Genomic DNA, 25,915 nt, shown 5'->3' with positions numbered 1-25,915 from the left:
GGGTTTTGAAATGCCTATCTTTTCTTTTTTGTTATTTGTTTTTATAAGTAGCTTCACACCCGGACCTAACAATTTTTTAGCTATGACATACGCCAATCAACATGGTTTAAAAAGGAGTATTCAATTTTGCTTCGGAGTAGCTTTCGGATTTTTCATCCTCACTTCCTTGTGTAGCTTCTTTAATATTGTACTAATTAATATTCTACCCATAATCGAGTTCCCTTTAAAAATTTTAGGTGTAGCATACATGCTATATTTAGCTTTTAAAATACTAACTAGTAAAACTAGTACAGATCCCGATGAAAAATATAATAAAAATTTATTTACAGTGGGGGTTTTTCTTCAGTTTGTTAATCCTAAAGGGATACTATTCGGACTAACTGTAGTATCAACTTTTATTCTTCCTTACTACTCTTCATATTCAAGTTATCTACTTTTTTCATTATTTCTCGGTGTAGTCGGGTTAATGAGTACATTTAGTTGGAGCTTATTTGGTTCCATGTTCCAAAAACTTTTATTAAAACATACTAAATCATTTAACATCATTATGGCCGTTTTATTAGTTTTTAGTGCTATTTCAATTGTAGTCAATTAAATTCAAATTCTAAATTTTTTTCTTATTAAAAATACGTTTTACAAATATGGCTGATATTTTCAATAAACATTCCACTTACATGCTTTACTTATTTAATTTTAGGTCGGAATAAAAATTTTAAAAAGAGGATTACTCAGTATAAGTAATCCTCTTTTTCGGGCCGATTGGTTTGTAAATATTCTGTTCCACTAAACTCAAATCTTTACTTAACTTCATACCACCAGCCTTTACGATCAAGGTAATCCGTCATTCCTTTAAGTTGCGCATCTGAAGTTGGTTCAGATATAAAATATGTTAGACCATCAGATTGTAAGATGAAGTTAGCTGTCATTTTTAGGGACGTTAATGCCCCCATTACATCAGGTGTTTCATACGGTGAAAATGCTCCTGATTGAATGATATTTTTTTGGGATGGCGGAGTTGTCCCACCTGATTGCCCAGTTAATGCATAAACAATTGAATTTGCAATCTTATCTGGATTCCATTTTGCCATATCTGCTTCATTATCGATAAATCCAAGTTCAATTAAGATTGCAGGTGCTTTCGTATTCGCTAACACATAAAGGTCTTTACGTTCCTTTGCACCACGATTTGACCAGCCAATATCTTTTGAAAGTTGTGCTGCTATCTTTGCTGATAAAGCTTGTTGATCATAGTAAAGTACTTCAACACCATTTGCTTTCGTATCGTATGAGTTTAAGTGAAATGAAACTACTAAGTCTACATCATGTGAATTTGTTTTTGATACAATGTTATTTAAATTTTGTGCTTGTGTTGTCCCTACTTCATCCGTATCATCATAAACTGTATGTCCTAATGCTCTTAGTTTAGCAACAACTGCATCCTTAACTTGACGATCCATAATGTGTTCTTTCCGATTTCCATAATTCGCCCCCTGTACAATACTATTGTGACCTGCATGTAAACTATATCTAGCCATTTTTCAACACCCCCTTTTTTATTAACATATTCAAAGCTCGTCTTATTGTCCGGTCAAATATCCAGTACAACACTTGCAAATATTAAATAGGGCGCTAATCTATTTTTTAAATGAAAAAATCAAAAATAATACCTCAACTAATATATTAATTTGCGGCATCTACTTTTTTGTCATTCATTTTAAAATCTTTTTATAATAATACAGAAAAATACGCTATAATATAAGTTATTGTTCTTTAGGAGGGGTTTAATGGCTGATAAGTATAAATTTTTAATTCTCGTTGTTACAGCATTTTTTTCTTTCTTTTCCTTAATAAAAGATTTCCGTAACACTTCAAAAAGTTTCTTTTGGGGAAGCTTTGCAATCCTAACAAGTTTTATATTATTATTAACACACGCTTTAGAGTTAACTCCAATACTTCTCCATTCAGCCCAGATGGCTCTTGAGATTATTACAATACCTCGTAAATTATTTTTTCCGTCTGGCACTGAAGTTGCTAGTATTTGCTAACAATTCGTGTATCTAAAAAAATTTCAACTCTATATTTCTAATTATCTTTATAAATATAAAAGTGCGGTTTCTCCTTTCTAGAGAAACCGCACTTTATTAAATTTTAAAAATGACTAGTATACAAATCACCGTTTTATCCTTACATTTACGATTAGTTATTTCAGCATTATGTTCCTTATAAATTTCAAACGCCTAATCGCTTTCTACGCTTCTTCACCTTCCCTTTATTTCCTTTATTCCCCCTTGCTTAACCAGTATTTCAAGGTATAAACGTACTAGCTTATAAACACTCTCTTTTCGCCGATTTTTCTGCTCTTCCTGTTCTTTCTCTTTCTTTTTTCTCCTCTTTTCCTGTTCTTCTTGATTCTTCATCCGGACGCACAATGCTTTATAGTTTTTCAGCTCCTTCACCACAAGTCTACACATCTGATTATCATCGATGTCTCCAAAAAATGAAAATTGATTCATGTGATACGGCTCTCCTCCGTTCAATCTACTTACTTATAAATGAATTACTTTATTAATTTTCCATAAAACAGTAATTATTATATAATTAAACTATTGAAATATTAGGTGGTGATACAAATGACTGAAACAATCCGAATCGCTCTTTTCACTCTTGTAGGAATAAGTGCCATATTTTCTGTAATTAAAGAATTTCAAAAACCAGAAAAAAGAAAGTTTTGGATTACCTTCGAAACTTTAATTCTGATCGGGGCAGCCTGGATGTTAATTGGACTTCTCATGTAACCTACTTAATTAGTACCCTCCCTTGAACAAAACTCAATATTGCGTCAATAATGTAAGTAACATTAGATTTTCTCTTTGGAAAACCGAGCAGCTAGCTTTTGCTAGCTGTTCTTTTGTTATACATCTGATTCAGAAGTAGTGCCGTTTTTAAATTAATAAAGGAATTTCGAAAACCACTGAAAAAACAATTTTTGATTTTAGTTGATTCTCTAATTTTGATAAGAGCTATATTTTTATGGCTAGTTTTTTTATCTACATTACTTAAAGAGAACTCTCAGTTACTAAAGCAGTTAGCAAAAGCCAACTGCTTTTTTATTAAAATAACGCCTTCATTTCAAAATTATATTGTTTTAAATTATCTATTCTACTTCTCTTCTTTTGTTCATATGCCAAGTTCTTTATTCATATACTAAAAATAATTGACATAACTGAATGGAGGCTAATTATGCCTTTTGCAAATATTATTAAATACGGACGCGTTCCCCACTTTAATTCTAACTTCCCTTTGATTTTATTTTGGAGTCAAAAAAGTGGCTGTACTTCTCTTGCACATTGGTTTTTTTATCAAATAAATTTATTTAAACAAGCCATAAAATACGATTCCTTCATCCATCATTATGAAAATGAAATATACAAAAACTCCTCGGACTACTTTATTGAACTAGCTGCGGCTTTATATACAAATGGAAAAGATACCTACAAATTAGTGAGAAACCCCTATACAAGAGCTGTAAGTTCATTCTTTTCACTAATCGCCCCCCCTTACATAGAAAACCCAGCATGGGATCCTATTCGGAATTTTTATTATGGTAATGAATTTTGTAAGAAACCTATTTCATTTAAAATCTTTCTCTACTACTTAAAAACGCAAATGATAGATTTACAACAAGTAGATCCACATTTAATGCAGCAATATGAACCAGGTGAGGAGGAGTTTGTTACAAAGTATATCTACCTTGAAAATTTCTCTACCGAAATTGTACGTCTAGAACAAACATATCAATTAAAAACTTCTCCTTTACACATACTAACCAAATCATGGCATCATCAGAAGGACAGGGCGATTTTTAGAGGTAATTTTGCAGATGCTGATATTACCGATCCTTTATTTCCACGCCTCCCAACATACGATAGTTTTTATGATCATGAAACTATCCAATTAGTACAAGATATTTTTAATAAAGATTTCAACACGTACAAATACCCATTAACCCTTTAAAAAATAAGTGATTTTCTAATTGCAGTTTCATATATTATGTGGAAACTTAAATTCGCCTATTTAAGTTTCCACATAAAACTCTCGTAGTAAGTTGAGACACTGGAAGCAGTGTCTTTTCCCAATAAAATCCGAATTTTGAAAATTCATTTTCCTGATTTACGTCATACACATGCAACACTACTTTTGAATCAAAGTATATATCCAAATATTGCAAGTGAATAGTTAGGTCATAAAGACGTTTTCATAACATTAAATTGCTATTCGCATATTTTACCTGGGACCTGGGATGCAAGAAGACGCAGTTAAAACATTTAGTGAACAACTATTTGGATAGTAATGTTTGAAAATATAAAAATGCGGTTCCCCCTTCCTAGAGAAACCGCATCACATCAATGTTTTTATTAAATTTTAAACTGACTCGTATACAAATCAAAGTAACATCCTCTATCTTTCATAAGAGATTCATGATTCCCTCTTTCCATAATACTTCCATCTTTTATAACAAGAATTTGATCTGCTTTTTCAATCGTTTTCAGTCGATGAGCGATTACAAAACTTGTTCGACCTCTCATTAAATTGTTTAGTCCTTCTTGAATTTGTAATTCTGTTCTCGTATCAATATTAGATGTGGCTTCGTCAAGAATTAATATATCTGCATCTGCTAAAATTGCCCTCGCAATCGCAAGAAGTTGTTTCTGTCCTTGACTTAAATTCGATCCTTCTGAAGCAATTTTTGTTTCATATTGATAAGGTAAATGCTTTATGAAAGAATGTGCAGATGCTGCCTTTGCTGCATTAATTACTTCTTCATCACTAGCATTTAATCGACCATAACGGATATTATCCATAATCGTCCCAGCAAATAAATACGTATCTTGTAAAACTACTCCTATTTTACTTCGCAACGAATTAATATCATAATCTTTAATATTTTTTCCATCGATATGAATTTGCCCTTGCTGAATATCGTAAAAGCGCGTCAGCAAATTAATGATTGTTGTTTTGCCCGATCCAGTTGGACCAACTAAAGCAATTGTCTCCCCTGGCTTCGCCTTAAGACTCACTTCTTTTAAAATCGCCTTATTTTCCTCATAACCAAATGAAACATTTTCGAGTGCAACATGCCCTTGTAAATTTTGTACAACGGATGCATCTTTTTTATTTTGAATCTCCGGTACTTCATCCATAATTTCAAAGACTCGTTCTCCACCAGCAACTGCCGCTTGAATCGTATTCATTAATGTTGCGAATTGACTGAGCGGTCTTGAGAATTGACGAGAATAATTAATAAAAGCCGCAATGACACCTACTGTAGTCATTCCATTTAAAACCATTACTGATCCAGTACCAATTACAAGTCCCATACCTAAGTTGTTTATAAAGTTCATACTCGGAAAAATAAAAGCTGAAAATGTATCCGCCTTCGTAGCTGAAACTCTTAGTTGTTCATTAATCTTATTGAAATTTTGTACGGTTTCTTTTTCTTTCCCGTATAACGTTGTAACATCCGCTCCTGTTATAGCTTCCTCAATAAAACCATTTAATTCTCCTAAATCTTTTTGACGCTTTGCAAAGTTTTTACCACTATAAGCAACTAGTTTTTTCGTAACAAAAAACATAATAGGTACTGTAATTAAAGTAACAATTGCTAAAATCCAATCTAATGCGAACATCGCAATCGTTACACCTATAAAGGTTAATGCTGATGAAATAATTTGTACAACACTTTGTGTCAACGCTTGATTCAAATTATCTATATCATTGGTCACACGACTCATTAAATCTCCTTGAGAACGTACATCAAAGAACCGTAAAGAAAGCGTTTGGATTTTCTCAAAAATATCTTGTCGTATTTTTTGTATGGTTTTTAATGCAACGTTAACCATTACAAATGTTTGTAACCAAGTTAAAAACACTGTAATACCGTAAATTGCGATAAGTAACATGCACATTCTTGCTGTACCATTTAAATCTTTAGGTACAATATATTGATCTATAATTACTCCCATTAAGTAAGGACCTAATAACCCAAGTAATGTCGTAATAAATACTAAAAATATAACGAACGTAAGAGCAGCCTTTTGATACCCCATATAGTTCCATACTCGCATTACAGTTCCTTTCGTATTATTAGCTTTCCCCATCTTAGGCGCGTTACGTCCACCTTTATTAGCAAATTGCCCTTGAAAATTACGCATGTTCTTTCCCACCTTCTTTTTGTAAATTGCCACCTTGGGAAAGATAAATTTCTTGATATACCTCACATTGTTTTAACAGTTCTTCATGTGTACCATCACCAACTAATTCACCGTTATCTAAAACGAGAATTTTATCAGCATCAATTATTGATGAGATTTTAGAGGCAATTAATAATGTTGTTGTTCCTTTATATTCTGTTCTTAATGATGATTGAATGTTAGTTTCTGATTTGGCATCAACTGCTGATGTAGAATCATCTAATACAAGAATAGATGGCTTTCTCACAAGCGCCCTTGCAATTGATACACGCTGTTTTTGTCCACCTGATAAATTTGTCGCACCTTGTGTTAAATGATATTGATAAGAATCTTCCAGCTTGTTAATAAACTCAGTCGCACAAGCTGATGAAGCCGCTACTTCCAGTTCGTCACTTGTTGCATCTTCTTTACCATAACGTAAGTTCTCTTTTATACTACCTGAAAACAACAATGCCTTTTGAGGTACAAAACCTATTGAACCACGCAATTTTTGTAAATCGTATGCCTTAACATTTATTCCATCAATACATATTTCACCTTGATCAACATCGTATAAGCGCGGTAATAGTTTTGCTAAAGTAGATTTACCACTTCCAGTAGAACCGATAATCCCTACTTTTTCACCTTTACATATGCGAAATGAAATATCTTTTAAAACATATTCATTATTTTTCGTATAACTATAACTAACGTTTTTAAAGTCAATATGTCCCTCGATTTGCTTAGGTACAAGCGCATTTGTTTCGCTCATAATATCAACCTCAGTATTTAAAATTTGCTGTACACGATCCGCAGACGGAAATGCTCGCGCGATTTGCATAAATACCATACTTATAGACATAAGTGACATTAAAATAATATTCAAATAGTTTATAAACGCTAATATAGCTCCTACTTGAAGAGTACCGTTAAATACTTTTTCTCCACCAATCCATAATGTTGCGACAATCCCCCCGCTTACAACCAACATTATAATTGGCATCATTAAGGAAATAAGCTGAACCGCCCGAATATTTATCTTCGTTAAATTTGTATTCACTTTTCCAAACTGAGTGATTTCATATTTTTGTCTTACATACGCTTTAATAACACGGACACCAGATAAATTTTCTTGTAACTTTGTATTCACTTTATCTAATGCTTCTTGCACTTTTTTGAATGTCCCGCTTGCTTTACTTGCAATAAATATAATCGCAAGTAATAAAATTGGAACAACTACAAGTAATATTGGAAATAACTCACGCGCTGTTACAAAAACAATTATGATACTTCCGATAAACAACAAAGGACCACGAACAAGAACACGTAATGTCATCGTCATCGCCGATTGAATAGAAGTAACATCATTTGTCACAATCGTTAATAATTTCCCAGTTCCAAATGAATCACGATTTTCACTAGAAAATGTTTCGATTTTCGCAAATACATCTTTTCGTATGTCTGTAGCGAAATTTACAGCTGCTTTTGTAGAATACATCATGCACCCAAGTCCTCCAACTAGACCGAGTGCTGCTGCTCCTATCATTAGAAGCCCCATTTTTATTACATAATTCATATCCCGATTTGCTATCCCAACATCAATAATATGTTGCATAATAGTCGGTTGAATTAAGTCCATCGCAACCTCAAGTACCATAAATAGCGGTCCAATAATAGCGAAGAACATGTATGGTTTTAAATACTGTAATAACTCACGAAATGATTTCATACATAATCTCCTTTTTCCTATGAAATTACCAATTAATAATTCTTATCCTCCTTACTTAAGCCATATAATTTATGATTTTTTTATTACTTCTATTATATTATGCAAATTAATATTTAACATTATTAAATGATAAGCATTAATGACTTTTCGGTCAATAAATGTGCTTTGTATTATATAAATACAAAAACCGCATTCTTAATGAAAAGAATACGGTTTTTTATCTATATTTTTTCAGTTGTAAAATCTAAAAACTCAGTCTCAAATCCATTGTTTTTAGAAGGACTACACATGTAAAAACCTATTTTAACAGGCTCATTTCCTATATCCTCCATCAAATGAGCGATTCTTATTTGTTCCCATTGATGGATCTTTTTCACATATATTGTATAATCACCACGTTTACGAACAATTCGAAAACGAAGTTGTTGGGTAGCTGATTCTGTTGGAAAGTCTTGTGTTGACCAATCGGAATATCCATTATTCGTTACGACAGCTCCTAAATGAGATGGACCATCTGGAATATATTCTAATGAAGTTTTCAACCAACACTTTTCCGAAATCATAACAAAAAGACCTGCTTGATCGAATTTTGAATTTGGATTCATACGCAATTGAACTTCAGCTTGAAAGTCTGTCATCATCTCAGTATAAAATACATGACCATTCATTACTTCAAAACCATAATGTGTTTTAAGCCAAAAATCTGTTTCGGGTTTCGAGCGGACAATAAACACATGATTGTCATTAAGCTTATAATATTCAGGTACATTCATTATAGTAAGTTGCTCAATATGTTCTGGTATATGTGATATTTTCATAGTTCCTCCATAATAAAGCATCTATATGCACATTTAAAATTCTACTAATACTGGGAATTTATAACCTTTCAAATCCAACTCTCTATCACTTCGAACCATTAAATACTTACTAGACTGTAATTCGGTAAACTGTACATCTTCAATTCCTAATTGATCTGGAGAGAAGTAAAATTCAATTTCTGTAAATCTTTCAGAAATTTCCCCGCATATTTCATCTAAAACTGGAAGTACTGGTGCAAACACTCCATATAATTTCAACTTTTCATTATCTACTTCATACACAATTAGAGCATCTAGTTTCTCTGAATAATACAATTTCTCATTCCATTCCGAGTCATACATATTCAAATAAAACGAAGGATGGAAGTTTAATGTTGAAAAATTATTTGAAAGTCTTTGGCTACTTTCAATAGTTTCATGTATCAACTGTCTATCCTCTTCAATATAATAATCTAGCTTTCTAAGTAAAGAATTATTATTATTTTTATCGTATGGTATAGTCATCAAATATTCCTGTACAACTTTAAATCCAAATGATGTATATAGTTCAGGTTTTTCCGTAAACAATAATGAACATTCACATTGTTTATCAATTTCTTCAATCATTTCCCTCATTAATTCAGTCATTAGTCCTTGTCTACGAAAATTAGGATGTGTCATTACAGATTGAATGCCCGCTGCATTTATTCTTTCACCATTGATTATCAATGGTAGTGAAAATGCTGCAACATTTGCAATAGCTTTATCTTCCTGTAAAAATGATAAAGCTTTATATGTATCATCCCAATATCCTCTCTCTGAAAAATCCTTCAATGTTTGAATTGTAATCCCAAACACTTCTTCAAATAAAGGAAATAACTGCTCTCTTTTCGGTTCTTCTAATAGAAGTTTTTCAAAATTTTCAACATTCCCCATGTTGTCCCTCCATATGTTAATTCCATCAAATTAGATGTAGTTATATAACCTGCTCTTAAAGTAATAGGTCTTACCAATCAATATACTATCACAAAATATAAAAAAAGAGTCTAATTAATTTTATGTTTCGACTATTCTAAAATAAGTCGAATAAAACAATATTAGGATTTTTGGATATTAATAAGTTTATTGTATGAAAATAGTGCTTTCTAATTCGTTTTTACTAATAGAAATGCACCATTTATAAATAATATTTTTTATTATTTTTTTCCTTCTAGCCTTTCCTTCATATTAATTTCTTCTCCTCTCATTCTCTTTTCAAATGTATTTCTCCAACTATTAGAAAGCTCATTTACTTCTAAGATCCTTTTTAGCCCTTCCATATTTTGTTTTTCTTTATGCATGATACGATTAGCAAATGCTACTGTAACACCATGTGGATTAGACTTTAGTAGCTTTAAAGTATCAACAGGTGATACCCAACCTTCTTTTAATACGCGAAAATAAAACCCTGTATATCCTGTTTCTTGAAAATATATTGGTAACTTTGGAATATTGTATTTCTTAGCTAATTTAAAACAAGGTTGTCTTGGCTGCGTTACTTGTACAATTGCTTCTCCCATTTGAAATGTATCACCAATACAAACATCCTCTTCACACATACCGCTTATTGTTATATTTTCTCCGAATGCTCCATATATAAGTTCTTGATTCAACTCTTTTTCCCAGTATGGATAGTGGTCACCAGTATAAACACAAACTGCTTTATCTACTCCTCCATGATGGACTAAGTCCGCTTGCCCATCTCCATTAAATTTTACAAAGGATAAAAATACTGGTTCCTTTACTTCTTTTTTATTAATACCTGTATGAATTACCTTTCCACCGTACGGAACCTCTTTTGGTAATCCTATATTTAAAGATAATATTTGATATTCATTTGTCATTCTATTTCCTCCTTTAAAGATGTTACATGAATTTACTCTCTCGATTTATTTTCACAACTATCTCTGTTATATAAAGATGATTATAAAACCTAAAAAATCATTGTTCAATCCAATTATTTATATAATAATGATAGGTAAAACCTATCATTATCCTTGAGGTGATCCAAATCGAATTACGACAACTTGAATATTTTTTAGCTGTTTCAAAAGAATTGCATTTCACAAAAGCAGCTGAGAAATTAAATATTTCACAGCCTTCACTAAGTCAGCAAATTCGTGCTTTAGAACATGACGTAGGAATGCCACTTTTCGATCGTATTGGTAAAAAAATATCTTTAACTGACGCTGGAAGGATTTTATTATTACATAGTAAAACCATTTTTCATGAAGTCGAACAAGCTCGTTCTGCTATTCAAGATTTAAACGGATTACAGCAAGGTTCCTTAACAATTGGATCATTGTTAACCGTCGTGAATTACTTACTACCACCAGCTATTATAAATTTTAATAATTTATATCCCAATATAGAACTTTCTGTATTAGGGCTTCGCACAGGAGATATTCGTGAAAAATTATTACAAAACGAACTAGATATTGGCATTACATTTCTCCCGGTACAAGATAAAGAGATTATTTCTACCCCTCTATACAAAAGTGAACTTACATTAGTCGTACCAACCGGTCATCCATTAGCTGAACATGATCATGTATCTATTGCTGAATTACAGAACTACCCTTTAATTCTATTACCTATAAATTTCTTTTTAACCGAATTAATTACATCTCATTGTCAAAAATTCAACTTTAAACCAAAACCAATTTTAGAAATTAGTACAATGGAATCTTTAATCCAAATGATTTCAAAAGGAATGGGAATTACAGTGTTACCAAAACCATATATAGACTTTTTACAAAACAAAAACATTCAAACTGTAAAATTAAGAAATCCTACTCCGACAATAGAAATAGGGCTTATTTATAGAAAAGATAAATATATGTGTGCTGCAACTCGAGAATTCATTAAGCAATTGAAACTAACCGTACATTCTTTACAAAATTAAATAAAAAAAGAGATTATCCTATGAAGTCGTTTCATAACGACCTAGTAGAATAATCTCTTTTCATAATGAAATAAATTATTACCTATAAATTTCAGTGTACCTTTTTGGAAATTGGAATATATTTTGTAAAATAAGCCCCAACTAACAATAATACAATTGAAAATAGCACTGTAAAAATACCATCTAAATGAAACCAATATGCAAACAAATTAAAGATTGCAAGTGCAAAGAAACAAATTGAAGTTAATGCACTTTTTAATCCTTTTATGTCCGCTTTTTTTCTTTTTTGATATGCAATATACATGGAAATGGCTAGAAAAATGATAAGAACAATCGTTAACAAAATTTTCAGCATCGGTAATCCCTCCAGTATACATAACCCCTTCGGTACTACCATCTTATCCCATTTATCCCTTTGGAATCAATTCATTATTCTCTTCTCTCCAAAAATCAGTATAAGTTTTATTTTCAAAGTTCACATTCACCTCAGAAAAAGGAAGACTTCCTCCAACTTTCAATGAATACCAGTTATTTAAAATTGGAGATCCGAAACAAATATTCATTGTGCGATCATGTAAATCGGATAATACAGAATGTAAAGTTCCAAACCACTCTTCATAATTATGCACTGTCAGACCTGCAGGATATTCTAATTCTACTATTCCTTTTAAAGAACCCATGCTCAATTTTTCATTTTGATTTAAAAGTTCGTGTAAAGTGGAATATCTCTTTGTAGATTGTTCTAATCTCCTATTATTTAATTTTTTAATAGCTGAACTAACTGCATGGTTTGTTGATACGATAAAAGATTGACTGTCATCATCAATCGTTGTTATTGATTTATACCCGTCAAATATTTCAATACGTGCTGCATCTAAAGGATCCGCTACTATTAGATTAATATTACTAGCAATCGGCATTTCTTCTATTAGTGCCTTAGCCTCCTGCACATTTTTGCATTTCTCCAATAACACTCGAATTACTGCAAAACATTGTAAACCACTTACCGCTGGCTTTCTCAAACCCGCAATATTTCCTACCGGTTGGCCACATGCTGAAAATGTAACAGATAATCCATGCTCGTTAACTCCTTCCGTTCGACCAAAATATTGAGTGGAAAAGCCACTATGTGCATATGCACCTTCAACATGCGTCGAACAAAAGCGCATATCATCTATTACTGGTGACAAATCATAGTTTCTTAATACATAAGTATGCTTTAAATCTGTCTTTTTAGGTAAAATAGCACAATGGCTACAACCTGCTTTTAATAGTGTTTGATAATAATACAACATATTTTCAGATGGAATTTTTAACACTTCACAAAACCCTTCAATCTCTTCATTTATTCCTGGACAATATTTATGTAGTATATTCTTAGATTCTGTCCAATGGTGATGCGATATTAAGTTTTCTTTCTGTATAAATTGTGGAATGAGATAAGGATGTCGTTTCGCAAATTCCCCTTGTTGCTTACCGATTTCATAATGACTTCCTTTTAACGATGAAAAATAACCCTTTACTTGATACACCTAATTACCCCCTCTTATTGAATTTATCCATATCGTACCAAATATACTTTATTCATTCTTGATGTTTTTTACTGTCTTTCAAATCAAATGTGGCTGGGATAAAGCAGAAAATTATAAAATAAAAACTAGGAAACTGTTAATGATTACAGTTTCCTAGTTTTTCCTTATACTAAATGATTCCCTCTGCCACCATCGTTTCTACAATTTGAACTGAGTTCCACGCTGCACCTTTTAATAAGTTATCGGAAACGATCCAAAGATGAAATCCGTTTGGTGTATCAGGATCTTTTCTAATTCTACCGACAAATGTATCTATTTTCCCTTCTGCATATAATGGCATTGGATACAGCTGTTCACTAGTGTTATCCTGCAGTATAACACCTGGTGCATCCAGCAACACTTCTCTTATTTCTGCAACAGTTGCTTCTTTGTCAAGTTCAATATAAACCGATTCTGAATGTCCTGATACGACTGGAACACGCACACAAGTAGCTGCCATTTTCAAATTGGGATCTTCTAAAATTTTCTTCGTTTCTTGCATCATTTTTACTTCTTCAAATGTGAAATCATTATCTGTAAATATATCTACTTGAGGTAGTACATTAAACGCAATTGGATAATGCTTTTTATCTTTCTTCACTGGTAATATAGTACTCTTAACCTCTTCACCTGCAAGTATTGACTTAGCCTGCTGTTTTAGTTCATGAATCGCATGAATTCCTGAACCTGACACAGCTTGATATGTGGAAACAATAATTCGTTCCAATCCGAATGCTTTTCGTATTGGCTGAAGTGCTGTTACCATCTGTAATGCTGAACAATTCGGAACTGCTATAATACCTTTATGCTCCTTTAATGTGTGTGCATTTACTTCCGGAACAACGAGCGGTACATCATGTGCCATTCGGTATTCACTTGTATTATCAATTACGATTGCACCACTAGATACAGCTTGATTTACAAATTGCCTAGAAACTTCTCCCCCAGCGCTAAAAAAGGCAATATCTACACCTTCAAAGCTAGTTGTTTTTGCCTCTTGTATTATTATCTCTCGCCCTTTAAATTGTACTACCTTACCAGCGGATCGTTGTGATGAAAGCAACGTAACTTCAACTATATTAAATTTAGTTTCTTTCTCTAAAAGTTCAATAATTTTCTGTCCTACTGCACCTGTAGCCCCAACTACAGCTACATGATAGCCCTTTTTGATCATCTTTTTTCCTCCAATATCACTTGAATAAATATTTCTACAATTTTATTTTATAAAGAATTTAATCATTTGGAAAATTGAAATACGTGATATAATCATTCACAAATCATGATAATAAAAGAGGGATTGCTTATGGAAATGAGACATGTTAAAACATTTTGTGCGATTGTGAAGCACGGTAGTTTTTCTAAAGCTGCTCATGCATTAGGTTATGCGCAATCTACTGTTACAGCGCATATGAAAGTATTAGAGAATGATTTACATATTCCCCTTTTCGATCGGTTAGGGAAAAAAGTACTTCTTACAAAAGCAGGTCATCAATTTCATCCTTATGCTTTAGAATTACTTGCTATTTATGAAAAAGCGCAAGAAATCCCTCAAAATACCGATCATTTAGAAGGTACATTGAGTATTACATCTAACGAATCATTAGCAGTATATCGTTTACCACAATTATTACGTACCTACAAACAGAAAAATCCGAAAGTAAATATCATACTTGAAACAAGCACAAATGAACAAGCATTACAAAAATTACGTGAAGGAGAAACAGATGTTGTCTTCATAATTGGAGAAAGTATTGAACATAATGATTTTATTACGCGTACATTTAGTAATGAAACATTTGGATGGATTTTACCGCCCCATTATTCTACACAATCTAATCCGTTTTGTTTATTAAAGGATACTCAGTTTATTTTTACCGAACAAAGCTGCGGCTATAGACCAATGGTGGATCATTTTTTACGTCAAAGCGGGAATATTCCAGCTAAAACATTTGAAACTTCCAACGTTGAAGTCATTAAACAATCCGTTATGTGTGAGTTAGGAATTTCAATTCTTCCTTACATCGTTGTACAAGAAAGTTGTCAAAAAGAGCAACTCAGTTTTCAGCCTATCGAAACTCCAACAGTTATTCAAAGCCATGTAATCTATCATAAATCTAGATGGATTTCACCTGTAGTACAGTCGTTTCTTTCACTATTAAAAGTGATGAAAGTATAAAATAATATGAAAGAAAACATGAGTTGAAATCCTTTGAAGAATATCAACCCACATTTTCTTTAATACTACTTATATAAAGGCTGTTTTTATGAGTTTTTCGTATAAGTGTGATTTCATTAATTAAAACTATTTTCAAAGTCGACATATCAGCGATAATTTATGTCTATTTCGAATAGGTGTTAGCAAGTTCGTTTGCAAACTTGTTAGCACTTTTTTAGATTCCCTCCAATACATACGCTCTCACAAAAACATCATATACCTCTTAAAAATTAGCATAGTTTGTATGAATTCTATATCTAGTAGAAAGCTCTCTATTATATAAAAATATAATAATAGGTTAATAAACAAGCATTCTTTTTACTAAAACATAGAATAATATGAACCCTAATGGAAGGGAGGTATAAAAGAATGTCCTGGAATAATGATTGCTGGAGTTCTAAGAAAAATCATTGTTGCGATGATTGGTGGAAATCTAAAGATAAGCATCATTGTGATGACGATTGGTGGAAATCTAAAGATAAGCACAATTGTGATGACGATTGGTGGAAATCTAAAGATAAGCACAATTGCGATGACAATTGGTGGAAATCTAAAGATAAGCACAATTGTGATGACGATTGGTGGAAATCTAAAGATAAACACCATTGTGATAATGATTGGAAGTTTAATCGAAATAAGTGTCGTTGTAAATGTTTCTTTATTTGTTGTCATTGTAAAAAGAAACATTGTTAAGTTTTTCAGTGCCAGCTTAAAGGCAAAGAATATATCTTAGGGACTAACAAACGCCAGATTATGGTAATTAAAAAGACTGTCTCTAAATGAAGTGCACCCCAATTGTTAGACACATAATTAACAATTGGAGGTGCATTTTTCATGGTTAAATTTTCTTCGAAAGACAAAATACAAGCAGTAAAACGATATCTAGAAGCTACGGAATGCGGAAAAAATGCGACTGTGATTGTCATTGCGAACCTCGCTACCAAGCGTAGACATCCGGCCCTTTATTCCGTAATGCTGACACTGATTTCATCCAAGTTTCTGCACTTAATCAAACAGACGAACCGCCAACTGTAACTATAGCGGTACAAAATTATCAAGATACTTGTGAGGGCAATGTATATCCTTCATATGGGTATCTTTGTGGGGAGTTAATTAACGATGATAACGGCGGTTCAGATGATGAAGTACGCAATGGGGATGGTAACGGAGGATATATCTATTGTGAGCCTGAAGGCGTAAATCCGTTTATTGGACCGGTAACATTTACAATTCCACCTCGGCAGTTGTTTAGCGTAAAGGGATTTTTTCCGCAAGACCCGTATCAACCGGTAGACCCACATTACGTAGTTCGGATAACAATCTAAATACAAACCGTACTCAAAGTTCATAAACGTAATTTGATGGAAGAAGTTCGCATTTACCCAAGCCATATCAGCTTCTTTTGTTATTTTTGGATCTACTTGTAAATGGATTCCCTTCTTCATGTTTGTAATTGTAATGTTGTTGCATTTTACGTTATCATTGTAAGACATTGGTGTTGTAGCTTCCATAAGAATTCCTGTACCTGTCCATCTACTTGTCGCATGTTTACCAAGTATATTAATATCTTCAGCATGTGATCTTGTTCCGTCAGCTCTTCATCATCTAGCATCTTTTTTAACTTGGCTTTTGTCTCAGGATTTTTAACATTAGTAATGCTCCTTTTCGCAATAGTAACGTTACCTTTTAATTGTTCATCCCATTTAGCTTGCGATTTCCACTTTCTAATTTGAGATGGCTTCAGGTTTAATTCCTTTGCAATCTCAACAAGTGCCTTCTCACCATTGCTTGCTTTGTATATTTCAAATGCTTTATCACGGTCTGGACTACGCTGTCTCGCCATCTACATTTCACCTGCCACCTCACGTCGAATTTTATATTTCCATGAGTTCATTTCTTACGCTAATCACTAAATGCATCTTATTTTAAAAATATTTCTCGTTTATTTGTTACCAATTTCCTTTTAGTTTGTATATAGCAATGTAAAAACTAAATTTAAAGGAGAGAAATCATGAAACTAAAAATCAAGACACCAAACGGATTTAAATCAGATTTTTACATTTCACCAGAGTTTATTAGCACTATCGGATTATCCACCTTATATCTCCATCTAGCAGGAATCATTTGATTCTTGCTTTTTCCATTCGTTGAGTTCTTTTGTTTGGTTTAAATGGGTTAGGTTAATCTATTAATTCTATTAAATCCATCAGTTCAACTATTACATATTAACGTTTAATTCGTATATTATAGTAGATTGTTAGAAAGGGGGCGTAACCATGGATAGTTGCGTTGTGTTTGTAAACGGACAACCTTTTTTAGTTCTTTCAGTAGCTGGTATCGAAATTGCTAGATTAGAGATTTCTCTTCAAGTAGCATTAGCTTTAAGAGTGCTTGGAATACCAATCTGCGATTAATTACCGTGCCACTAAAAAAAGAGAGCATTAGCTCTCTTTTTTATTTTCCCGTTATCTTTCCTTAACAACAAAAAATGCTAACCAAGTTCATGGCAGCGCCTAAAATAATTACTATTTATTTAATCCCTTCTTCATATTATCTACTACATTTTTAGCGAGTTGTTCTGTTTCTTCTTTACTTAAATTAGGAACATTAACAGTCACACTATAATTAGTTGTCTTTGTTTCTGTTTTTCTCGGTTTTAAAGTAGCGTAGATAATTGCTATCCCCACACAAACACATGTTATTTTAATTACGTTGTCTAATACTAGTGATGACCACATTAAGAAATCAAACACATAAGAATTATACTTTTTTACTAGTATACAAGCCGTATCTTTTAAAAGAAGCACAACATAGAATAAAATACAGGACAAGACTTTCAAAAAAACTTGTCTGAGTTTATTCTCAAAAAGAGGTGAACATAAATGCCTATCGTTAAGCCTTTTATAGCTGGAAGACGATTTGTAAGTACAGCTGCTACAGGGACTGCTGCTGGAGCAGATTTAACTTTTGCTAACACAGATTTCACTGATGACACTGGTGCTGTAACAACATTCCCTGCTTCTTATGCTTTTTTAACGCTTTATATTAATGGCGTTATTCAAACAGGTGATACTATTACTGGTGTGACTACTACAGCTGCTACTATTGTAGGAGGAGCTGTCCTAGATGGAGGAACTCCTATCGCAATCGAATTTACAATAACATAAATGTAGTTATCTTTTTAGAGGTTTCATTAAAAGAAACCTCTAATTTTAAAAACTGAAATTAATTTTAGTAGCAACTACATAATGCAGTGCATATACTAGTATAGAATAATTAGTATTTATACTCACTCTCAAAAAGAGCACTTATATGGTGCTTATAAATAGAACAAAAATATTTTATCTACTTTTATAAGAAAGTGTTTTTATTAATACAACTGTAATTCCGCATTTTTATAATGAAGAGTATCTACTCCCTTGGTGGTTAATGCACTACACAAAACTATTTAATCACGGTATCCTTATTAATCGAGGATCTACTAATTGTTAAGTAGAAATATATAGATTATTTGCATTTGTATTAATCATTTGTATCGTATATGGAATCTTATACAACACCATATTAAAATTAAATATGCCTAAATGGACTTCCCATGCAGTAGCTATGGTATTTTCCCTCGGTAGCGCCTATCAAGCTTTTATGAATTTCATTTAAAAACCTTTTTCTTTATTTCTCTCTGTCTATCCTTTACCATGCAAGAACGTAGCAGGCAACTTAATTGATTGCCTGACGTTTTTGCGGTTATTTATTTTCAAATAACTATTTTGTTCACTTTTTTGATACATTTATGAAACATTCATGTGTTATCTTCAGTACGTTCTTTTCTTTTTATAATGTCGTGTGAGATATACCATGACTTGAAGCCCTAGACCCCCTTATCCTAGGGCTTTTTCATTTTAATAAGCTTTTTTCATCATTTTTCATTTCTTTCAGTTACTCCATTTCCTTCCTAACCGATTCATCTAACATTCTTCTTTGTATATTTTCTTTCTTGTTTTCTTGTTTTCTTCAGCTCTAAAACCAAAGTAAAGTAGTACACAAGTAACAAACGAACCTAATACAAATCCTATAATGCTTCCTAACCAGAACATAACGTAATTCCCCTATACATTAATTCAAGCATTTATAAAAAACTTAAAATATATAAATGTAACGTAAAGCACTTGTTAAACTTACTGTCATTCGCACTATTTCTCCCAAAGGTGTTATATAGTCATCTTTTTTTTATTAGATGGTGCTTTTTCTTTAACTAGAACAAATACGATTGGAAGGACAAGTAAACTAGCAATTGCACATATTATTCCTAAAGAAAAAAACGGAAAGCCATTACTTACAGCAAGTGACGCTACACCAGAAGCAATAGTCATTCCAATATACATGGCAGAGCTATTTAATGCCATTACAGTCCCCCGTACAGCTGGTTTTAATTCTGAAATTAGTGCCGTTAATGATGCTTGGCCAAACCCAATAAATAAACTCCAAATTATATGTATAGTAATTGCAATTACTAGATTTTCTATAGAAAACGAGAATACCATTACACTAATTGAGGCTACAATACTGGCAATGGATATAACATTCCTCTTTCCTATTTTATCAGCTAACTTTCCACCCAGAATATTTCCAACTACACTACCCGTTCCCGCCAGAAAGATCACAATACCTATTTCACCAACGGAAAGTCCAAAATTATTCCCATAATAAACACCTATGTATGAAAACATTCCGTGTAATCCAATTGTCCATAGAAACGTCGCTAATAATGCGAATAAAACTGATATATTTACTAAAGCCATTTTCAATGATGCACCTACCGTTTTCGTTATAGAAACATGCACCTCATTTCGTGGTTTTTCATCTTCTAATATGTAATTAACTAGTAATGTAAGAAATAAAGTTAATAGTCCTATACTATAAAATGTCCATTGCCAATTCCCTACTTCAGATAAAAATGCGCCTATAGGTACTCCAATGACTGTCGAACCTACCATTGCTCCCATAATCGTCCCCATCGCTTTCCCTCTTGACTCATATGTAACTTTATCTCCTACTAATGCAAAAATACTTGGCATAATCATCGCACCAGATAAACCTGTTAGACCACGAAATAATAAAAGAATTTCAAAATCCTTCGCTAATCCAGTACAAAATGTAGAAATAGAGAAAACAACAAACCCTATTATAATCATACGTTTCCTTCCAACTCTATCAGACATTGTTCCGAATAAAGGTGCAGTTATTCCATAACAAAGTGCATAAATTGTAATTAATAACCCTCCACTCCCATCAGGGATACTGATTGTTTCTGTAATAACTGGTAATAAAGGTGCTACTAATAATGAATCTAACCCAACAAAAAAAGCTACAATAGCCAAAATACGTATCATCGGCTTTAACTCCATATATAACTCCCCTTTATTTCACATATGAAATAATCATTTGTTATTATCCCTTTCTCTTTTTTTACTGTACTTGATATTATTTCACATATGAAGTATTTATATAAATAAAAATGTAACAGATTGTTACATTTTTATTATATTTAATTCAAATGCTTCTTCCACTTTAATAATAAAGCATCTAAATGTTCTTCTTCTTCTTTCGTAAAACAACCACAATTCTCTTTTAAAAAATCACTATATTGCACATCTACTTGCTTTTTTGTTTCTTCACCTTTTTTAGTTAAATAAACGAGCGTTTCACGTTGATCATTTGGGTTTTTCTCTGTCATAACGTAACCATCACGCTTCATCCTTTGAATCATTGTCGTCATATTACTTGGAACACATCCCATGTTTTCAATTAACTTTGACATGGATACTTTCCCAGATTTTGCGAGTACTTGAATTACTCCAAATTGTACGTAACTTATATCATACTGTTCAATTGCCTTATCTAGATTTTTTTGTAGTAAATGATAAACATCACGGATATTACCGTAAAGCTCTCTGTTATTCATATGTATATTTAAGCCCCTCTAATTTATTTCATATATGAATCATATTCCCATTTATTTCTTGTGTCAACAAAAAAACACCTTTGTAATTATGACAACAAAGGTGTTTCAAAATCAATATATCTCTTATTTATTAGTCTGTCCCCCACCTGCAATTAATTGACTACCCGAATATGTACCTTTTTGCATAAACACTTGATTAATTAACTCTTTTTGTTCCGCTTCTGACATTACCCCTTTTCCTTCGACTAAATTCCCGCTTTGTAATTTCCAAATCTTATTGTGATCCGAATCAATCTTTACATATTTTCCTTGTTTCCATCTCTCTAAAATGTCTGCATATGTATTTCCTTGTACAAGATCATTGCTCTTTACAATATCAAGTAAACTTTCAATACGTTCTTGTGTAATAAAAATATAGCCCCACTTTTGATCAGCTTTCGTTTTTTGATGTGCCATTTCATGTAATGCTGTCTGTATGTTCTCATCTGTCCATTTAAAATTTTTATTAAATCCACTATTCGGTAATGAATGATTGCCATTTTCTAAAAGCTTTGCATCTTCAGCTTTTATATTACTATCAGCTAGTACTTCTACTGCCGGAGCAGCTGGTGATGCCTTTTTAGCAGCTGGTTTACTATTATTCAAATAATACAGCATACCATACGTTACACCTACGCCAATTACTGCCATACCAGCTAAAATACCTATTATTTTAAATAATGTTTTCATCTTGCTTGTTTCCTCCCGTATATCCCATTCATAATATCTATTTATAAAAAACAGATGTAGCATCTCTTTATTGGCGCTTACTGCAATTTATTTTTCATACTAATTAACATAAACATAACTTTTACTTTCTAGAAATGCAGCAACTCCATCTTCATCGTTACTTTTAGCAATAAATTTAGCAACTGACTTTAATTCCTCAACTGCATTACTCATTGCTATACCAATCCCGCACTTCTCTATCATTTCCATATCATTGTAGTCATCTCCAAAGGCAATTACTTCAGATACGTCTCGATTTAAGTGCTGTAGAACATATTGAATACTATTCCATTTTGAAACTTCTGCATGCATAATTTGACACAAAGTTCCGTCATCTGTAATGACTGCCTTGCATTCATCAGGCAATTCTTTAATGAATTCCTCGTTTATTGAGCCCTTAGTACAAATAATTACTTTTGAAGCTTCTTCAAAGTCTAAATCTCTTACATCCATAATTTCACATGGTACATTGCCAAAATAATCAGTAACATCAAAATTTGAATACAACTTATCACCTATTTCAAGACAAATCTGATGAAGGTTGTACTTTTTTGCTATTTCTATAATTTCTAAAATGTTATTTTTAGAAATCTTCATTTCATATAAAATATCATTACCTTTAAGAACTAGAGCCCCGTTATAACAAATAATAATTTCACTCTTTAACACGCTGGGAATATACTGTTTTATAGCTCTTGGAGGTCTTGCTGTAGCAAAAATCAGTTCGTATCCATTATTTTTACATTCCCTTAAAATATTAATAGATTTCTCTGAAATTGTTTTATCACTTCTTAATAAAGTCCCATCAAGATCTGAAATAATAATTTTTTTCATACTTACATTTATTCTCCTTTCACAAATAATAACTCTAAGTATTGATTAGTTGTTAAATCAACTGAGTTTTTACAGGTAGTTAATCTATACCTACTTTCGTCTCAATTCCCTAAATCATATATATATTTCCTTATATTGTATTTCTTTTCTCTGTAAATTGAAAGATTATTCTGTTAAAATAATCATTTTTTCCAACTACTAATTCCACTCAAAGTATTTCATTTTAATTTTATAAAAATAAATGATAGCCTTATATTTAAAGGAGATGAATAAATATGAGTTTATTGTATAGCGGTTTAACTTTTTTAAACTTTGGTGATACGTATTTATTACAAAATAAACTACATTCTTATTCACATGAAGATATTGATTTTACCCTTTTAGAACACTCAAACCTATATTGCGAAAGCACTTCTTTAATGCATATAAAAAGGGCATTAAACCGTAGAAAGAAAAAAGGAATTACTTTTATTGGTTCTGGGAATTATCATTATGTATCTTATTTATTACTAGAAGAAATAGACAAGCCTTTTACCCTTATACTATTTGATCATCATACTGATACGAACTTAAAGGAAGTGAATGAACAGTCTCTTATTTCCTGTGGATCATGGGTATCATTTTCTCTTCAAAATAATGATAAGTTAAAAAAAGTAATTATTATCGGACCTTCTTCTCTAACAATTCATTCTAATGATTGTTCATACATAGAAGTTTTTCCGATTCATATATCACATGAAGTATCCATACATACAATACTTTCACATATTCATACAGAAACAATATATGTAAGCATTGATAAAGATGTTTTAGATCCAAAATTTACTATTACAAATTGGGATCAAGGGCATATGAAACTATCTAGACTTTTACAATTTATTCATTCTCTTATTATGAATAAATCTGTCTATGGTATTGATATTTGCGGTGAACTCCCAGTTTATCCTTCTCAACTCTTCTTACCTAAATATAAAAATGCTATTCAGAAAAATGAACAAGCAAACTTACAAATTTTAAAATCAATATATAATACATAAAAAAACAACGAATGCCATATAAGGCACTCGTTGTTTTACGCACGATGTTCTTTTAACCACTTCGTAACCGCATCTAACCTCGAAACATCAAAACGTCTCTCTTCATACACATTTAGACTATTTAAATTATTTACAATTTCTAGTTCATTCGTTTTTACACTTTTCGCTTCAATCATTTTGCAGTACCCGTCTGTAACGGTATTTAAATTTTCATAATAACGTTGAAACGATTTTGATATATGTAAATGTTTTTCAAAGTTTCTTCTTCTTTTTGTCACATCAGATTCTTTCCGTTTTCTAAGTTCCTCATCATTCGTATATAAATAAAAATATTGATCAGGAAAACCAATTTCCTTATGTATCAGCTTTTCTTTATAAAAGTTTTCTATTAAAGATAATGGCTGATCAAATATTTCAAAATGGAAACACCAATTATAACTTAGTGGCTGATAAATGTCGCCATCAAGTATTACTAATTCATATTGCTCTGACTTCTGCACTGCTATTTTCCAGCGCTCTACTTGTTTTTCCAAATACCATGTTCTATGTTCATTTTTTGGTCTTTCAAATAAAAAATTCACTTCAGGTATAATATAAGCACCATAATTCTTTTCTAACTCACGACACGTTGTGCTCTTACCAACAGCACTTGCTCCCTCAAAAGCTATAATCCCCATAGTCTCTCCCTCTTTCATTAACTAAAATCTCGTTGTTTCGCTTTTCTCCCCCATAACTGTCTCCATAAAACAATTGAAGCGATAAAAAGCATTATTGTTGTAATGATACTTCCCTCAATTCCAAATGAGCCTCCATGGAAGAGTTCCGATCCGTTTGCTACAGGTCTAAAAATCGGTGTAGAATACATTTCCATTCCACTAACTGCAAAACCGAATACGTTATATTGTGCCCAATTCCAAATGGAATGCCACGCACATATCCCCCAAAGACTACTGTCTTTCAAAACGTAAAAAGCTGCAAACACACCAACTAATATTATATTCGATATTGAAAGAATTGTAATACCTGGATTTAGTAAATGAAGAAAACCAAATAAAAAAGAAGTTACAACAATCCCGATCCAAATACGGCTTCTAACAGAAAGAACTGGAAATAACCAACCCCGAACAACAATTTCTTCTGTTGCACCTTGTATTAAAAAAGCAATTAAAGATCCTACAATTCCAAGTATAGCGGTAGGTGTAATTCGCTGCATTTCTAGTTGTACATTTCCGGTTAATAAAAGTAGCATTACTGGTATCGAAATGAAAATAAACCCAATTAATGCACCTCTCAAATATTTTCTTATCCATTGATCTCTCCAAAAACCAATGGATGAAAATGATCTTTTCTCTACAAATCTAATCCATAAAAAAACAAAAAATATAGCTCCACCAAACGTTAATATCATCTCAATGTTGCTATAAATCGCTTTCATAATGATTGTTTCTGCTTTCGGCAAAAATAGCATAAATAACATGAACAATTCACCTAAAGTCAAAAATACAATTGCAAGTATAACAGCGAATACTGGATGAACTTTTCTTCTCCCTTTTTTTGCTGCTTCAATTATTTTAAATTGAGTAGACTGCAATATTCTCGCCTCCTTAACAAATATATCAACACTATTCTTATACTATATATCGTTTCCCTAATACAATTTTTCAATAAAGTGAAACTTTAATCAGTGAAGGATTTGTTCATCCCCCACTGATTATTAGCCCTCACCAATCGGGATTTTACGGGTAGTTAATGCGTGATAAAAATGTTCTTAGTTTAGCATAAACCAAAATTAGGAATAATATATAAATAAAAGAGATGTCTTTGTGTC

The 25,915-nt window shown here is 32.1% G+C and carries 28 protein-coding genes and 2 pseudogenes; 11 read left to right on the top strand and 19 right to left on the bottom strand.

Translation table 11 applies throughout. The features are described 5' to 3' along the window. The first annotated feature begins 10 nt into the window (after nucleotides 1-10). Nucleotides 11-595 (top strand): LysE family transporter, encoded by a 585-nt coding sequence (locus tag ACQVV1_RS01220; RefSeq protein ID WP_309260165.1) that lies wholly within the window; start codon nucleotides 11-13, stop codon nucleotides 593-595. A gap of 202 nt (nucleotides 596-797) precedes the next feature. Here ACQVV1_RS01220 and ACQVV1_RS01215 read toward each other — a convergent pair whose 3' ends face one another. Beyond that, nucleotides 798-1,535 carry an N-acetylmuramoyl-L-alanine amidase gene (locus ACQVV1_RS01215; protein WP_063225050.1) on the bottom strand — a complete coding sequence of 246 codons (738 nt, stop codon included), beginning with the start codon at nucleotides 1,533-1,535 and terminating at the stop codon, nucleotides 798-800. A gap of 249 nt (nucleotides 1,536-1,784) precedes the next feature. Between ACQVV1_RS01215 and ACQVV1_RS01210 the strand changes: the two genes are divergently transcribed. Next, entirely contained in the window at nucleotides 1,785-2,045 is a 261-nt protein-coding gene (locus ACQVV1_RS01210) for a hypothetical protein (protein WP_063225049.1), read from the top strand. Between the two features lie 213 nt (nucleotides 2,046-2,258). Here ACQVV1_RS01210 and ACQVV1_RS01205 read toward each other — a convergent pair whose 3' ends face one another. Further along, entirely contained in the window at nucleotides 2,259-2,513 is a 255-nt protein-coding gene (locus ACQVV1_RS01205) for a hypothetical protein (RefSeq protein ID WP_242253182.1), read from the bottom strand. 117 nt (nucleotides 2,514-2,630) lie between these two features. Here ACQVV1_RS01205 and ACQVV1_RS01200 point away from each other — a divergent pair, with 117 nt between their 5' ends. Beyond that, nucleotides 2,631-2,795, top strand: a complete 165-nt coding sequence (locus tag ACQVV1_RS01200) for a hypothetical protein (protein ID WP_000140898.1) — start codon at nucleotides 2,631-2,633, stop codon at nucleotides 2,793-2,795. A 445-nt stretch (nucleotides 2,796-3,240) separates the two neighbouring features. Then, complete coding sequence (locus ACQVV1_RS01195; RefSeq protein ID WP_431168471.1) at nucleotides 3,241-4,014, top strand: sulfotransferase family 2 domain-containing protein; 774 nt, start codon at nucleotides 3,241-3,243, stop codon at nucleotides 4,012-4,014. A gap of 401 nt (nucleotides 4,015-4,415) precedes the next feature. Here the strand turns inward: ACQVV1_RS01195 and ACQVV1_RS01190 are convergent, their stop codons facing one another. The 5 genes from ACQVV1_RS01190 to ACQVV1_RS01170 all read right to left on the bottom strand — a co-directional run bounded on the left by ACQVV1_RS01190 (nucleotide 4,416) and on the right by ACQVV1_RS01170 (nucleotide 10,639). Continuing rightward, on the bottom strand, nucleotides 4,416-6,212 hold the full coding sequence (locus ACQVV1_RS01190) for an ABC transporter ATP-binding protein (RefSeq protein ID WP_431168470.1): 1,797 nt from the start codon (nucleotides 6,210-6,212) through the stop codon (nucleotides 4,416-4,418). After that, the gene (locus tag ACQVV1_RS01185) at nucleotides 6,205-7,959 is read right to left on the bottom strand and encodes an ABC transporter ATP-binding protein (RefSeq protein WP_242253177.1); all 1,755 of its coding nucleotides are present in this window, start codon (nucleotides 7,957-7,959) and stop codon (nucleotides 6,205-6,207) included. The genes ACQVV1_RS01190 and ACQVV1_RS01185 overlap by 8 nt, the downstream gene beginning before the upstream one ends. 221 nt (nucleotides 7,960-8,180) lie before the next feature. Further along, complete coding sequence (locus tag ACQVV1_RS01180; RefSeq protein WP_063225044.1) at nucleotides 8,181-8,777, bottom strand: DUF1349 domain-containing protein; 597 nt, start codon at nucleotides 8,775-8,777, stop codon at nucleotides 8,181-8,183. A 33-nt stretch (nucleotides 8,778-8,810) separates the two neighbouring features. Further along, entirely contained in the window at nucleotides 8,811-9,692 is an 882-nt protein-coding gene (locus tag ACQVV1_RS01175; protein ID WP_242253176.1) for a GNAT family N-acetyltransferase, read from the bottom strand. Nucleotides 9,693-9,952: 260 nt separating this feature from the next. Continuing rightward, nucleotides 9,953-10,639 carry an MOSC domain-containing protein gene (locus tag ACQVV1_RS01170; RefSeq protein WP_431168469.1) on the bottom strand — a complete coding sequence of 229 codons (687 nt, stop codon included), beginning with the start codon at nucleotides 10,637-10,639 and terminating at the stop codon, nucleotides 9,953-9,955. Between the two features lie 158 nt (nucleotides 10,640-10,797). On the opposite strand from ACQVV1_RS01170, the gene ACQVV1_RS01165 reads away from it, so the two are divergent. Continuing rightward, nucleotides 10,798-11,700: a LysR family transcriptional regulator gene (locus ACQVV1_RS01165; protein ID WP_063225041.1), complete on the top strand. Its 903-nt coding sequence runs from the start codon at nucleotides 10,798-10,800 to the stop codon at nucleotides 11,698-11,700. Nucleotides 11,701-11,791: 91 nt separating this feature from the next. Here the strand turns inward: ACQVV1_RS01165 and ACQVV1_RS01160 are convergent, their stop codons facing one another. The 3 genes from ACQVV1_RS01160 to ACQVV1_RS01150 all read right to left on the bottom strand — a co-directional run bounded on the left by ACQVV1_RS01160 (nucleotide 11,792) and on the right by ACQVV1_RS01150 (nucleotide 14,445). After that, complete coding sequence (locus ACQVV1_RS01160; RefSeq protein WP_063225040.1) at nucleotides 11,792-12,055, bottom strand: hypothetical protein; 264 nt, start codon at nucleotides 12,053-12,055, stop codon at nucleotides 11,792-11,794. Between the two features lie 52 nt (nucleotides 12,056-12,107). Further along, nucleotides 12,108-13,232 carry a C45 family autoproteolytic acyltransferase/hydrolase gene (locus ACQVV1_RS01155; RefSeq protein WP_431168468.1) on the bottom strand — a complete coding sequence of 375 codons (1,125 nt, stop codon included), beginning with the start codon at nucleotides 13,230-13,232 and terminating at the stop codon, nucleotides 12,108-12,110. Nucleotides 13,233-13,401: 169 nt separating this feature from the next. Further along, entirely contained in the window at nucleotides 13,402-14,445 is a 1,044-nt protein-coding gene (locus tag ACQVV1_RS01150) for an aspartate-semialdehyde dehydrogenase (RefSeq protein ID WP_431168467.1), read from the bottom strand. 129 nt (nucleotides 14,446-14,574) lie between these two features. Here ACQVV1_RS01150 and ACQVV1_RS01145 point away from each other — a divergent pair, with 129 nt between their 5' ends. Then, nucleotides 14,575-15,447 (top strand): LysR family transcriptional regulator, encoded by an 873-nt coding sequence (locus tag ACQVV1_RS01145; RefSeq protein ID WP_309260162.1) that lies wholly within the window; start codon nucleotides 14,575-14,577, stop codon nucleotides 15,445-15,447. Between the two features lie 421 nt (nucleotides 15,448-15,868). After that, entirely contained in the window at nucleotides 15,869-16,219 is a 351-nt protein-coding gene (locus ACQVV1_RS01140) for a hypothetical protein (protein ID WP_098555288.1), read from the top strand. Nucleotides 16,220-17,059: 840 nt separating this feature from the next. Here ACQVV1_RS01140 and ACQVV1_RS01135 read toward each other — a convergent pair. Continuing rightward, nucleotides 17,060-17,329: pseudogene (locus tag ACQVV1_RS01135) on the bottom strand (phage terminase small subunit-related protein); the annotation flags it as partial. Nucleotides 17,330-17,762: 433 nt separating this feature from the next. Here ACQVV1_RS01135 and ACQVV1_RS01130 point away from each other — a divergent pair. Continuing rightward, a complete protein-coding gene (locus tag ACQVV1_RS01130; protein ID WP_000376554.1) occupies nucleotides 17,763-17,900 on the top strand; it encodes a DUF3956 domain-containing protein in 138 nt (45 codons plus the stop codon). A 111-nt stretch (nucleotides 17,901-18,011) separates the two neighbouring features. Here the strand turns inward: ACQVV1_RS01130 and ACQVV1_RS01125 are convergent, their stop codons facing one another. Then, nucleotides 18,012-18,173, bottom strand: a complete 162-nt coding sequence (locus ACQVV1_RS01125; RefSeq protein WP_252209271.1) for a hypothetical protein — start codon at nucleotides 18,171-18,173, stop codon at nucleotides 18,012-18,014. A gap of 195 nt (nucleotides 18,174-18,368) precedes the next feature. Here ACQVV1_RS01125 and ACQVV1_RS01120 point away from each other — a divergent pair, with 195 nt between their 5' ends. Continuing rightward, nucleotides 18,369-18,653, top strand: a complete 285-nt coding sequence (locus ACQVV1_RS01120) for a DUF4183 domain-containing protein (protein ID WP_001123247.1) — start codon at nucleotides 18,369-18,371, stop codon at nucleotides 18,651-18,653. 202 nt (nucleotides 18,654-18,855) lie between these two features. Then, nucleotides 18,856-18,972 (top strand): annotated as a pseudogene (locus ACQVV1_RS01115) (glycosyltransferase family 2 protein); the annotation flags it as partial. Between the two features lie 479 nt (nucleotides 18,973-19,451). On the opposite strand, the gene ACQVV1_RS01110 reads toward ACQVV1_RS01115, so the two are convergent. The 5 genes from ACQVV1_RS01110 to ACQVV1_RS01090 form a co-directional block, all read right to left on the bottom strand. Continuing rightward, entirely contained in the window at nucleotides 19,452-19,580 is a 129-nt protein-coding gene (locus ACQVV1_RS01110) for a hypothetical protein (protein ID WP_277930125.1), read from the bottom strand. A gap of 114 nt (nucleotides 19,581-19,694) precedes the next feature. Then, the gene (locus ACQVV1_RS01105) at nucleotides 19,695-20,891 is read right to left on the bottom strand and encodes an MFS transporter (RefSeq protein ID WP_431168466.1); all 1,197 of its coding nucleotides are present in this window, start codon (nucleotides 20,889-20,891) and stop codon (nucleotides 19,695-19,697) included. Nucleotides 20,892-21,031: 140 nt separating this feature from the next. Beyond that, nucleotides 21,032-21,448, bottom strand: a complete 417-nt coding sequence (locus tag ACQVV1_RS01100; protein WP_431168465.1) for a MarR family winged helix-turn-helix transcriptional regulator — start codon at nucleotides 21,446-21,448, stop codon at nucleotides 21,032-21,034. 123 nt (nucleotides 21,449-21,571) lie between these two features. Next, nucleotides 21,572-22,177: a PRK06770 family protein gene (locus ACQVV1_RS01095; RefSeq protein WP_431168464.1), complete on the bottom strand. Its 606-nt coding sequence runs from the start codon at nucleotides 22,175-22,177 to the stop codon at nucleotides 21,572-21,574. A 99-nt stretch (nucleotides 22,178-22,276) separates the two neighbouring features. Further along, the gene (locus tag ACQVV1_RS01090; protein ID WP_060630818.1) at nucleotides 22,277-23,050 is read right to left on the bottom strand and encodes a Cof-type HAD-IIB family hydrolase; all 774 of its coding nucleotides are present in this window, start codon (nucleotides 23,048-23,050) and stop codon (nucleotides 22,277-22,279) included. Nucleotides 23,051-23,325: 275 nt separating this feature from the next. Here ACQVV1_RS01090 and ACQVV1_RS01085 point away from each other — a divergent pair, with 275 nt between their 5' ends. Further along, nucleotides 23,326-24,087, top strand: a complete 762-nt coding sequence (locus ACQVV1_RS01085; RefSeq protein WP_431168463.1) for an arginase family protein — start codon at nucleotides 23,326-23,328, stop codon at nucleotides 24,085-24,087. Between the two features lie 35 nt (nucleotides 24,088-24,122). Here ACQVV1_RS01085 and ACQVV1_RS01080 read toward each other — a convergent pair whose 3' ends face one another. Both ACQVV1_RS01080 and ACQVV1_RS01075 read right to left on the bottom strand, forming a co-directional pair. Then, entirely contained in the window at nucleotides 24,123-24,782 is a 660-nt protein-coding gene (locus tag ACQVV1_RS01080) for a nucleoside/nucleotide kinase family protein (RefSeq protein ID WP_431168462.1), read from the bottom strand. Then, nucleotides 24,782-25,678, bottom strand: coding sequence for a CPBP family intramembrane glutamic endopeptidase (locus tag ACQVV1_RS01075; RefSeq protein WP_431168461.1), 897 nt, complete (start codon nucleotides 25,676-25,678; stop codon nucleotides 24,782-24,784). Before ACQVV1_RS01075 ends, ACQVV1_RS01080 begins: the two co-directional genes overlap by 1 nt. Nucleotides 25,679-25,915: the final 237 nt, after the last annotated feature.

It is taken from the genome of Bacillus basilensis (assembly GCF_050630465.1).
Classification (GTDB): Bacteria; Bacillota; Bacilli; order Bacillales; family Bacillaceae_G; genus Bacillus_A; species Bacillus_A basilensis.
This window is presented reverse-complemented; position numbering and strand designations above follow the sequence as displayed.